The 11,808-nt window shown below is 59.0% G+C and carries 5 protein-coding genes, 1 tRNA gene and 1 pseudogene; 2 read left to right on the top strand and 5 right to left on the bottom strand.

What is annotated here, in order from left to right; translation table 11 throughout:
• Positions 1-127 precede the first annotated feature (127 nt).
• The 3 genes from AB4043_RS02275 to AB4043_RS02265 form a co-directional block, all read right to left on the bottom strand.
• Positions 128-1,042 (bottom strand): tetratricopeptide repeat protein, encoded by a 915-nt coding sequence (locus AB4043_RS02275; protein WP_442301882.1) that lies wholly within the window; start codon positions 1,040-1,042, stop codon positions 128-130.
• A 453-nt stretch (positions 1,043-1,495) separates the two neighbouring features.
• Positions 1,496-1,571, bottom strand: a tRNA-Thr gene (locus AB4043_RS02270).
• Positions 1,572-1,916: 345 nt separating this feature from the next.
• The gene (locus tag AB4043_RS02265; RefSeq protein WP_442301881.1) at positions 1,917-3,053 is read right to left on the bottom strand and encodes a DUF6599 family protein; all 1,137 of its coding nucleotides are present in this window, start codon (positions 3,051-3,053) and stop codon (positions 1,917-1,919) included.
• 210 nt (positions 3,054-3,263) lie between these two features.
• Here AB4043_RS02265 and AB4043_RS02260 point away from each other — a divergent pair, with 210 nt between their 5' ends.
• A complete protein-coding gene (locus AB4043_RS02260) occupies positions 3,264-4,775 on the top strand; it encodes a M20/M25/M40 family metallo-hydrolase (protein WP_442301880.1) in 1,512 nt (503 codons plus the stop codon).
• An 86-nt stretch (positions 4,776-4,861) separates the two neighbouring features.
• On the opposite strand, the gene AB4043_RS02255 is transcribed toward AB4043_RS02260, so the two are convergent.
• Both AB4043_RS02255 and AB4043_RS02250 read right to left on the bottom strand, forming a co-directional pair.
• On the bottom strand, positions 4,862-7,423 hold the full coding sequence (locus AB4043_RS02255) for an amylo-alpha-1,6-glucosidase (RefSeq protein ID WP_442306424.1): 2,562 nt from the start codon (positions 7,421-7,423) through the stop codon (positions 4,862-4,864).
• A gap of 100 nt (positions 7,424-7,523) precedes the next feature.
• Positions 7,524-11,021 (bottom strand): carboxypeptidase regulatory-like domain-containing protein, encoded by a 3,498-nt coding sequence (locus tag AB4043_RS02250; protein ID WP_442301878.1) that lies wholly within the window; start codon positions 11,019-11,021, stop codon positions 7,524-7,526.
• 159 nt (positions 11,022-11,180) lie between these two features.
• Here AB4043_RS02250 and AB4043_RS02245 point away from each other — a divergent pair.
• A pseudogene (locus AB4043_RS02245) lies at positions 11,181-11,808 on the top strand (hypothetical protein); the annotation flags it as partial.

Below are 11,808 nucleotides of genomic sequence, written 5' to 3'. Positions count from 1 at the left end.
TTTTCACTGCAGGTGTACCGAGAGGATTCCGCAGCTATGGGCGTTTTCCGCAATGAAAACGCCGCTGCACGCCTTTTCCGGAATACCGAGCAACAGTGAAAATGCTCTAAGAGAATTGCTCTGGGAACTATTTGCTTGCGTGACGTTTCACGATAGACAGCTTTTCGCCGGCCAGAATACGCCTGGCCTGGCTGCGCGCGTGAGTGGCCCAGGGACCGATGGGGTCCAGGCGGACGTAGGCGAGCCAGTGCGGCAGCGCCCGGCGGCGCTCTGCGCAGCGCTCGAAGGTCAACGCCAGGTTGTAGTGAGCGTCGGCGTAGGAGGGCGACAGGGCGATGGCGCGTTTGTAAGCTTCAATGGCCTCAGGAAGCCGCTGCAGCTCGTCCAGCACGTTGCCAAGGTCGAAGAAAGCCAATGCGTAGCTGGGGTCGGCAATCGTGGCGCAGCGGTAGAGCTGCTCGGCGCGGCCATAGAGCTTCTGGTTGTAGTAGATGGTTCCCAGGTTGATGCAGCCCGGAGCGTGGTTCGGATCGAGCTCCAGCAGGTCGAGATAGATCTGCTGCGCCTGGCCAATGGTCGCAGTGTGCTCTTCCAGTTGCACCGCCTGCAGGAACATCTCCTGCACCTGCATCGCCTTGTCGATGGCGGCCTCATGCGCGCGCACCACAGCCAGCGGACGGGATGCCTGCGGATCGAAGTCAAAGAGAAGCTGCTGCGCTACAGGATCTACCAGAGCACCGGAGTGACGGAAGACCAGACGGGAGCCGCGGCGGGCAATCGAGGCTGCCTCAACCAGCGGGTTGGTCATTCCGGAAACACGCCGCATGGCATCGATGCCGGCACGGATAGAGCGGGATGAGATACGCGAGGCGCTGAGGTCGCGCAGACGGCGCAACCGTACCAGATCCTCAAAGCTGTAGCTTTCTTTGACGGCGGAGAGGCCGGCACGCTCCCACCCGGCCAATTGCCGGGGATGGAGCCGCAGAATACGAAGCACATCCTGACGGCTGTAGCTATCGCTTGGGGTTATCTCGATCGGCACCGTCTCCTCTTGTGCCGAGTATGCTTCGCAAACAGGCTGTAATCAAGAGGGTTAGCGGGGTCTACGAAAGAAATCAGTGGAATTCGCGTACCAAATCTGGTACTAAAGTTCGCCCGTGTCATCAGTGAAGCCCAGAGCGACGAGACAAGGAGCAACAAGAATAACGAGAAAGAGGATGGCGATGAAGAGATCGTGCATGGTGAACATCCCCGATTCATCGGCGGATTAGAGCTGAACGTGAACGGTGTTTGTTTTTGGGCATACCGCCACAGACCGATTGAAGAGCAGATTTCTCCGCTGACGCTTTACCCGAGCCAGCAAAGCGCTCTGATGCACATACTGCCGATCTCGCTCAAAATTCTGGTTGAATCCTATCGAAATGAACAAAAGGATCGCATAGCAGTGATCTTGGATTGTCGTGGGGATTGTCGCTGGAAGCAGAGTGGAAGTGACTGGAGCCGACGGCCGGACTTGAACCGGCGACCTGCTGATTACGAATCAGCTGCTCTACCAACTGAGCTACGTCGGCGGACTCCTCAGTGATTTTATCGGGGATTGACGCTGCACGCAAAGCCGGTGGAAATGAAAAGGAAGAAGCCGCCCGGCAACAGGGCGGCCTCTTCGTAGGGAGAATAGTTCCAACGGAGGCAAAGCCATCAGAACTTTCTGGCGAAATACTATGGTTCGCCCAAACGGGGTGTCAAGGCAATTTCTGGCCATCCATAAGCCTCTTATTATCAATGAGATAAAGAGTGACCAAACAGTAACCTGAGCCAAAATCTGTTCGCCCTTTATTCTCCTCTGAGGGGGTAACCTTTCCCGGCAAACCTGCCTGAATTCAGCCCGTTAGATATTTCGCTGCACCAGAAACGGGTCAGTTTTCCCGGGCCGGGGGTGGAGCGTCCCGGCGCAGATCCTGACGCAGATCCAGGTGAATGAACTCGGCATCATGCATTGACGAGGCAGGCTTTCCCTGCAATACGCGAATCAATGCACGGCCTCCACCGAAGAACGCACCCAGCACCAATGCAGCGATCCCCATGGCAAAGACACCAAGGATGATGTTGACCAGCAAGCGTGCCGCCTTGCTGGCTTCACTGATGTAACCCTCTGGTTTGTTCCAGGTGACGTTGGTCTCATAGTGCACCTGGTCAAGAAGCTTCTTCGCTTCTTCCGCGGTGAACTGACCATAGGTGATCGCGACGATAGGGCCAGCTCGCCGAACAGAGATGGAGTCTGTTGTCGCTCCTGCGGGCAGATGATCGAGCAGATCTTTCAGCAGCGCACGTGAGCGATCGCCGGCAATCGTTGGCGTGGGATAGTAGATCGCAACGAAGGTGCCATGAGGATATTGCCCTGTGGCGATCTCCGGCGACTTGGAGAAATCTACGATGGATGGATTCAGCTGCCCGCCATCGTGCTGATAGGTCGCGGGACCAACGGCATACTTCACGCTCTCCGCACGAAGACCTGACTTCGGCAGATACGAAAGCAATCCCGGAGCGCGCCCGGCGGCGCCGCCAAGCTTCGGCAGTCCGTTGGTCAATGTCTCCAATGCTTTGTAGTCAGGCTGCGTTTGAAACGAAGCAGAGACCAGTGTTGGTCCGCTCCAGAAGAGCACTTCGTTTCCTTTCACATCAGCCTCATTGCCGATCTTTGCCGGACCGGCGTGTGTGCCCGACTGCCGCAGCGAAGCGAAGGCTGCATAAGCGCCGGTTGCATCCATATACTGCGTCGCGACGATTGAGAGCTGATTCTTTCCGGAGGTGTAAATGCCGGCCTGCGACCGCTTTACGCCTAGCTCTTTGTTGATGACGTCGTTGAGGCCTGTATCGGTGACAGCGGGCTTCTGATCGGTGAGCGTCCACGTGCCGAGCGATTGCGGGAGCAGTGGCGCCGGCGGAAGCTGCACGGTGGTCGAGGGATTTTTCTCCTGCGCCGGCTGCTGGGCAAACACACCTGTCCCCAGGGCAACACTGAGAAGAACCGCGGAGAAACAACGCCTGATCACAATTGTGAGACTACCACCCGACCGCCAATGGAAGCACGCCGCGCCTTGCATGAGGAGATAGACAACGCCGAGATCAATTTAGTTCCCGCGACGGCTTTGGCGCAGAGCGCCTGATGTGTATAACTCAGGTATCCGTTCCATCTTGATGAAGCCGCATGGCTTCCTGGCCGCACGTGTCTGGCAGTCCAACTCTGTTCAAAGGAGTGTGCTGTGACGAGTTCCCGCATCTTTTCTCTTCTTGCGCTTACCTGCAGCGTCGTGTCTTCACTGCCGGCGCAGACCGTTGATGTCAGCAGAGTTCACACCTACGCCGACACGCATCGCCGCGAGATCGTAGAGGAGTATCTCAAGCTGTTGTCGCTGCCGAATATCCACGGCGACGCTAAAGCGCTGCAGGCCAATGCCGATCTACTGGCCGCGATGATGAAGAAGCGCGGCCTGGATACGGCGATATGGCCGACGAGCAGTGGGGTTCCGATGGTCTTCGGAGAGAAGACCACCCCGGGAGCGAAACGGACGATCCTCTTCTATATCCATTACGACGGCCAGCCGGTAGATGCAAAACGGTGGGCGCAGCCCGACCCATTTGTCCCGGTGGTGCGGACCGACAGTATAGAAGCCGGCGGCAAAGTGATGACCGATCTGTCGAGTGCAACCTTTCCCGATGCATGGCGGATCTATGCGCGCGCTGCGGGAGACGACAAAGCCCCGATCGAGGCTTTTCTCTGCGCATTGGACGCGATCGGATCGTCGCAGCGGGAGAACGTAAAGGTCTTCCTCGATGGCGAAGAGGAGGGCGGCGGCAAAGGGCTGGCTGAGGTGATTCAGAAGTATCCGGAGAAGCTTCGTTCCGATCTTCTGGTTATTCTCGATGGACCGCAGCATCCCAGCGGGCCGACCATCTATTACGGCGCGCGTGGCGGAGCCGGCGTCAACGTAACCGTCTACACCGCCAAGCAGGGGATGCACAGCGGCAACTACGGCAACTGGATGCCAGACGCCAATGTGCGCCTGGCGCAACTCATCTCTTCGATGGTGGACAGCACGGGCAAGGTGGTCATTCCGGGTTTCTACAGCGACGTGCTTCCCTTCGCTACCGAGGCAAAGGCGATGATGGACGCGGTGCCTGATCAGAGCGCGCAGATGCAGCGCGACTTCGGTGTGGGATCGCTGGACGGCGCGGCACATTCGCTGCAGGAGGGTCTGAATCTTCCCGCGTTCAGCGTGCACACCATGAAGGGTGGCGAGGTTGGTGGTGTGATTGCCGCCAGCGCGACGGCGGAGATTGCGATGCGGCTGGTGAAAGAGAACCATCCGCAGGTAATGGCGGAACGGGTGATCGACTTCATCCGCGCGCAGGGTTACTACATTGTCGACAAGGATCCGGATGTGGCAACGCTTGCGTCCCATGCGAAGGTGGCCAAAGTGACCTCGCGCGCTCTAACTGCCACAAGCGGTGGAGCATGGAGGACAGACCCGAACGATCCACAGGCGGTGTTTGCGACCGGAGCGCTGAAGGCTGCATGGGGAGACAAGATTGTGCGCATTCGTACGCTGGGCGGCAGCGTGCCGGCTTCACCGTTCATCGATGCGTTTCATGTGCCGACGGTGGGAATATCGATTGCGAATTATGACGATAACCAGCACACGGATAACGAGAATATCCGGTTGGGGAATCTGTTCGATGGTGTGACGACGCTGGCGAGTCTGATGCTGCAGTAGCGGGAATAGAAAGACGTTTCGCGTGTAACGCGAATACCCAGGTCTCCGAGGGACCTGGGGCACCCGGTACATGGGCACACCTGGAGTTACCAGGTCAGAGTCACAGTCTTCAAAACGTACTTAGGCATGGGCTGTGGTGTTCCTTCGAAGGAGACCTGCAATATATCGTCGTGGAGCTCGCCACCATTTACGTGCAACCCGAGCTTCTGCTTGCTGTTCGCATGCGCCTTTAATTGCTGTGTGGTTCCGGCAGGCGCTTCCAGTGTGAGCGTCAGACGGTGGCCCGTCAGTTGCTGATCGACGACTTTGAGCCCCGAGGTCTCTTCGCCTTCATGTGGATTGCTGAGAGGCAGAGCGACTTCCATCGCAGGGAGCGGTAGGCGAAGTACATGATGTGTCGCTGGCTTCTGCGGAGCTGCGGGCGCCCCCGCCCCCGAAACCAGAGCGAGCGTTGTTGGCTTCTCTGAAGCCGCCTCCACCTCCAGCGAACCGTCGACGCGCCGCATCGTGACGGTGTAGAAGTCATCGCCAACGCGAACGTTGTTCAATGTGGCTTCGTTCCAGTCCGCCGGCAATTGGGGATGGACATAGAGGACGTGTTGCTGCGCATCGGTTTCAATTCCAAAGAGACCGCGGATGGCTGGCGCGAGCACCATCGCCGAGGACCACAACTGATGCGAGCTGCTGCGGCCCAGCGGCTGATAGAACTTGCCCGACAATACCTCAGTGACGAAGCCTGGATCCTGCAGCCAGGTAAGCTGCATGTTCTGGCGCAGATGCTCGATGGCAGAGAGCGTATGTCCCGAGCGGAACTCCGCCATGCTGACCCAGCCGGTGTAGAGCGGCCACACCGATCCGTGGTGATAGCTGATGGGATCGTAGATCGCCGCTGAGCTCGCCACCGAACGCGTTCCCCAGTCCGTGCTGAACTGCGATCCTGCCCACGCAGCAAACATCTGGTTCGCATCCGGCAGACTCAGGTGGCCGTTCCACCAGGCAACGCTGGAGAAGATCGACGGCACATGTTCATACGCGCCATCGGTATCGCGGCTGAAGGCATACATGCCGTCGCTCCCGCGGAACTCCTTGAGGAGTGTGGCAATTGACTTTGCCGTGCCGGCTGCGGTCGAAGAGAGTTCCGTATCATTCATCAGCGTTGCCAGCCGCGACATGGCTTCACTGCTCTGCTGGTCGAGAGCCACCAGATAGATCTCCTGGTGTGGCATCTTCGGCAGCCACTCTTCCACCCAGCCTGTCCCCTGCGAGTTGTCGAAGGCGCCAGCGGTCGTGTGAGCGCGGGTAAACGCATAGGCCCGCTTCACGTTGTCCCAGTGTGTCCGCAGAAACGCAACATCACCCGAAGCGCGGACATAGTCTTCCATCTGCATGACGAACAGCGGCGTGGCGTCGGCGGAGGCATAAAGGTATGGCAGTTTTGCCCACTCCACCGCTTCGGCCGTCTGCGAGTACTCATGCATCATCTTGCCGTCTTCTCGCTGATGCGAGATGAGGAACTCGAGTGCCTGGCGGCTGAGGGCGAAGTCTCCATAACTGTTCACCGCATACAGCGTCCACAGCGTGTCGCGACCGAAGAACCAGCCGAAGCCGGGGCGGGCTGAATCACCCGACGTATACCATCCGCCGGCGAGACCCGCACCATCGCTACGAGCAATCTTCGATTGCTCGATCGCGACCTCGGCCCACTGCAGAGCTTCATCAAAATGCTTGTCGGGCGTATGTGCGGTCAGACGCTGATCGAAGAAGTGAGCAAAGTAGTCTGCCGTGGATCGATAAAGATCCTGTACGTGATCACCGGCGGCAAAGGTCTTTTCCAGCAGCGTACGCCTGTCTGGCTGTGTACTACTCGACAGATCTGCGACCGAACACAGCAGCGGAAAGAAATGTCCATCGTCCTTCGCCGGATCGTAGGTGAAGGTAAAGGTTAGAGGCATAGTCTGCGGGCGTTCCTGATACGGACGGATGTCGCCGTGGTTCGCCTGCGGCATCGCAATCGCGCCAAAGAAGGCGGGATTGTCCGTCTCCAACAGATAGGCGCCGCCGGTGCCTGCGGGAATCCAGCTACCGTTCGCGCGGCCGAAGTTAGGCGCGGGCCACTGGCGTTCGAGGCTTGGATCGAGTGAGAGCGTAATGGCCGCAGGGCGCGATGCAYGGACCTCAAAGAGCACCACCGCGGTCGCCTGGCCGGCGGGCTGTCCACGCGGAATGAACATGTGCTGCTTTACCGTAATGGCCGCATGCGAGTAAGTAACGGTCGTATGGTCCGGACGGACCTCGATCTCCGCAGCCTGTGCGTTGAGATCGATGAGCGCGGGATATCCCTCAAGCCGGGCCGAGAGCTTTGCGTTGTGAAAGATCTTCACGGGGAGCAGCCACAGCTCAAAGGTGCCATCCTGCTGGCCCAGAATGGCTCCGCGCTCTCCCGTTACAGAAAAGGGCTGATTGGCGCGCGCAGGACGATGGATGACGAGTGGATTTGCATTCAGCGTAAACGCATCGACGGCATGAAACTCACGCTGCAGGTAGGCGCGATCGAGCGGCAACGATTGTGCATGGGCACTCGGCATAGAGAGAAGCTGCAAAGCAGCAAGAACAGGCAGATGCAGGATGCGTGGCATGGCGGAACGCATGAGACCTCAGGTGCTGATGGAAGAGATTCTTATGTTTTCAGGAGGCAGATGCAAGTGGGCGTGAAGACCGGTACCGGTCCTCACGCCCTATGCTTGCAGGTTAGAACTGCAAACGTGCCGCGAACTGCAGACGGCGCATCGTGCTGTTCGGTTCGAGGGAAGTGATGGTGCCGGCTGTCGATTGCGTTGAGGCCGAGCAGTCGACGCAGCGGCCATAGGTTGCAGTGGGAATATCCAGGGCTGCGTGGTTGAAGACGTTGAAGGCCTGGAACTGGAACTGGCCCTTCACCCGCTCAGTGATCGGGAAGTCCTTGATCAGCGAGGCATCCGCGAAGAAGTCGCGGGGCCCAACCATCGAGAGACGACCGATGTTGCCGAACTGTCCGACTTGAGGACGGCTGAACGGACCCGAGACGGCTCCATTGGTTGCAAGCGCGGCCACCGGCGTGAAGTAACGGCGGGAGTGACTCGACGTATCGAAGGAACCGACCGACAGCGGGAAGGCCGACGCATTGCCGTTCGGGCGGCAGAGGCTGGTCGTTCCCGGACTGGCGAAGCCAGTGTCGAGGTCCTGATCCGAGGCGCACTCCGCATAGGTGGGCGTGAACGGCCGTCCGCTCTCCCACGTGCTCTGCCCGGAGAGAGACCAGCCGCCGATCATGTAATCGACAGGCTTGTTCACCTTGGAGAAGAGCATGCGGTTCTTGCCGAAGGGCAGCTCATACACGCCGCTCAGCACAAAGATGTGTTCGCGGTTGGTGTCGTTACGGCCCCACGAGGCGCGTTTGTATTGCGCAAAGGCTGCGTCGTTGGCATAGTTCATTGCCTTCGACCAGGTGTAGTTGGCGTTGAATAACAGACCATTCGACAGATGCTGCGTCACCTTGGTCTGCAGTGCGTTGTAGATAGCGCGGCCGTTCGCCTGAGCGCTGGTCATGCCGCTGGAGCAGCARGTAACGACCTGCCCCTGATACACACCGGAGAACCGGTTGTAGTACGGACGACGCAAGGTGTTGCCGGCGGCCAGCTGTGCCGCCGAGGTTGGCAGACTTGGGCTGTTCAGATCGTAGCCGTAGGTCTCACCCGGATAGACGCGATCGCCGATGTTGCCGACGTATGCGATCTCAGCCGTGGTCTTGCTGCCGAACTGCTGCTGGATGGCAACGTTGTATTGAAAGACCCGCGGCAATGTGATGCGATCGCCACGGAACTGCTGCGCGTACTTGTCCTGGAATGGAATGATGCCAGTCGTCGGAATGGTAAACGCGGTAGGCCGCGCCGGCGGTGCAGCCAGCGTAGCGGCATATTGATTGGCGGCGTAGTTGCCAGTACGATCGACATCTTCATTGCCCTGCACCGGCAGGTTGTGCGAAAGCACGCTGCCGAAGAGAGTTCCGAAGTAGCCGACCGTGTCATAGGTCATGCCCGCGCCTGCGCGGACAACGGTGTTGGGATGAAGCTGGTAAGCAATGCCGAGGCGACCTGCAACATTGGTGTAGTCCATGCGCTGTCCGCCGTTGGTGCCGATACCGTTCGCACCTGCAACACGGATGCCGCCGGCCTCAAGCGAGGCAAAGCCGCCATGGCCCAGGCCGTTAACCGCTTCGGGAAAGATGAGATCCCAACGCACTCCATAGTTAACGGTGAGCTTTGGTGTGACACGCCAGTTGTCCTGCGCATAGAAAGCAAGACGCTTCTGATAGCTGTACTGATCGTTGATGAAGACATCGAAGCGCTGGAAGCGCGCTGCGTAGCCGACGAGGAACGAAGCGACATCGCTGCCGCCGGAGCCACTGAGACCCGTCGACGAGTTATCGAAGATGAACTGACCGCTGCGGTTGAAGTCGCTGGCGTTACGGACGTTCTTCGCATAACGCAGGTCGGCGCCGAAGCGGATGGTGTGATTGCCGCGGGTCTTGGTCCAGTTGTTCACAAGCTGGAAGACCTGCTCGCTCTGCAGCAGYGGGCAGTTGCAGCCCTGGTTGCCCAGGCCGCTGAAGCCGCCCTGGTTGAAGTTGAAGGTCGGAGCTCCGCCGGTGTCAGCCGCGACATTCAGGTTGGGAATGCCGAGTGTATCGGCAGAAACCTGGCCGGGATACTTGCTCTCGGCAACGTGATAGCTGAGGAAGCCGAAGCGGAGATCGGTTGCAAGTGAAGGCGAGAGCGCCCAGTCGAGACCGGCGGTTGCACTTTGATTCTGCGTGTTGGTGAGGCCGCTGGTGTTCTGCAGACCAAAGCCCTGTCCGCCGGCAGCGCCGAAGACCGGAACGCCGGTCAAGCGGAAGAGAGCGTAATCATAACGGCCGAAGAGGTGCAGGTTTTGCGTGGCCTGATGATCTAGACGAACGTCCGCCTGATCTCCGTTGAGAACGCCGTTGCCGCTGGCAACGTAGTTGTTCGTCGTCGACGTTCCATTGGCATTGGCTGCAGGAATAAGGCGCAGCAGGTTCACCGCCTGGGGAGAGAGCGAGCTTACCGGAATCTGTCCGGGCGTGCTGCTGTACGGGGTCTTCGTGACGGGGTTATAGAGCACCTGACTGGTGTATTGCGAAAGGTTGCAGTTTCCGCTGGATGCAAGGCAGGTGGAGCGCAGCAGTGCCGTGGGTACGTTCTGCTGCAGGGTGCCGCCGAGCCGTTGACGCAGGCCCTGGTAGTCGAGGAAGAAGAATGCCTTGTCCTTAATAATGGGACCGCTGAGGGCTCCGCCGAACTGGCTGTAGAGCTCACTGGGGATAAAGCGGTTGCTGACAGGATCGGCCTGGTACTGCGTGAATGGGTTGCGGGCGTAGAAGTAGTCGCTGTGGCGGAAGAAGAAGGCATCGCCGTGAAGAGCGTTGCCGCCCGACTTGGTGGTGACATTGACGATACCGCCGGCGGCGCCGCCGAACTCTGCATCGTAGTTCTGCGTGATGACCTTGGTCTCGGCAATGGAGTCAAGCGTTGGGTTAATCACGATGATTCCCAGGACGGGGTCACGATTGTCCGTACCGTCGAGGATGAAGCCCTGCTCGCCGTAATTGGAGCCGTTGGAGTTGAGAGCGATGCCGCCCTGCGGGTTCTCCGGACCGGCGATGTTGAAGCTGGAGTGCTGCACGCCCGGGGTCAGCAGCAGGAAGTTGGTAAAGTTCCGGGTGAAGTTGGGGACGTTCGCGATGGTGGTCTGATCGAGCACCGTCGCAACGTCCGCCTTATCCGTCTTCAGGGCGGGAGCTTCGGTGGTGACATTGATGGTCGTGGTCGTAGCCTGCAGGCCGACGGTTAGGTCAACCTTCTGGGCGCTGTCCGCATGGACGTCAACGGGCTGCGATTCTGTCGGGGAGAAGTTGGGAGCCTCGACCTTCACCTTGTAGGTATCGGGGATCAGGCGATCGACCCTCCAGCCACCATCGGGTCCAGAGGTGACGACCTGCTGGGTTCCCTTCTGAGTGTCGGTTACGGTCACTTTGGCTCCAGGAATGGCGGCACCGGTCGCGTCGAGTACGTTGCCGTACAGCGATCCGTAGAGTGCCTGGGCCGAGAGCTGCGTCGCGCTGGCGATCAAAAAGACCAGTGCGAGCAGACAGTAGCCCATTAGGGATACACGTCGTTGCTTCTTCATTGTGTTTACTCCTGCATGGCGCGAAGCCATACGTCGTCTCTGTTGGGACGTCGTGTTGGATGCATCAGCTTTGCACGCGGACTATCCCGTTACACCCGTTGGCGAGGCGCTTTACGGTCAATTCACCGTGCTTCACGGGGAGTAAACTGTTGATTGGAAATGAAGTTCAGTCCGGAAGAGATCGAACAGTACCGGGGCGTTACGGAGCGGGTTTCAAACGGTTCTCAGCTCGCCGCTTCTCCGAAGCTCAGGGAGTTCCTGAACTACATCGTGGACTGCGCTCTGCGCGAGTGCCCGGAAGAGGCCTCAGAACAACAGATTGGAGTGAATGTCTTCGGCCGCAAGCCGGGCTACAACTCCAGCGAAGACTCAATCGTTCGCTCACAGGCTCGATTGTTGCGACAGAAGCTCGCCTCCTTTTTTAAGGAGGAAGGTGCGTCGGAGCCCATCACCATCGAGATTCCCAAGGGCCACTACCTGCCTGTCTTCAAGAAGCGTTTGATCGGCGAGACCGGTCTTCCCGCAGTGGCATCTGCTCTCTCGCTTCCCTCGACCGTCATCGCTCCCGAGAGCCGAGGGCGGATATCGCTCGGCATCATCTTTATTTTGGTAGCTTTGGTTGCGGGCCTGGCGCTTGGTTATGCCCTGCCGCGCCGCGGTGTTGCTTCAGCACAATTGCATGATCCGTTGTGGGCGCCATTTCTCAGCCAGGACCAGCCGCCTCTGGTGATCTACAGCAATCCCATCTTTCGTGGCGCTCCATTAAAGGATGGGCTTCGGCTGCTTC

Source organism: Terriglobus sp. YAF25 (assembly GCF_052113305.1).
Classification (GTDB): Bacteria; Acidobacteriota; Terriglobia; order Terriglobales; family Acidobacteriaceae; genus Terriglobus.
The sequence above is the reverse complement of the archived record's forward strand: the minus strand, read 5'-3'. Positions and strand labels throughout refer to the sequence as shown.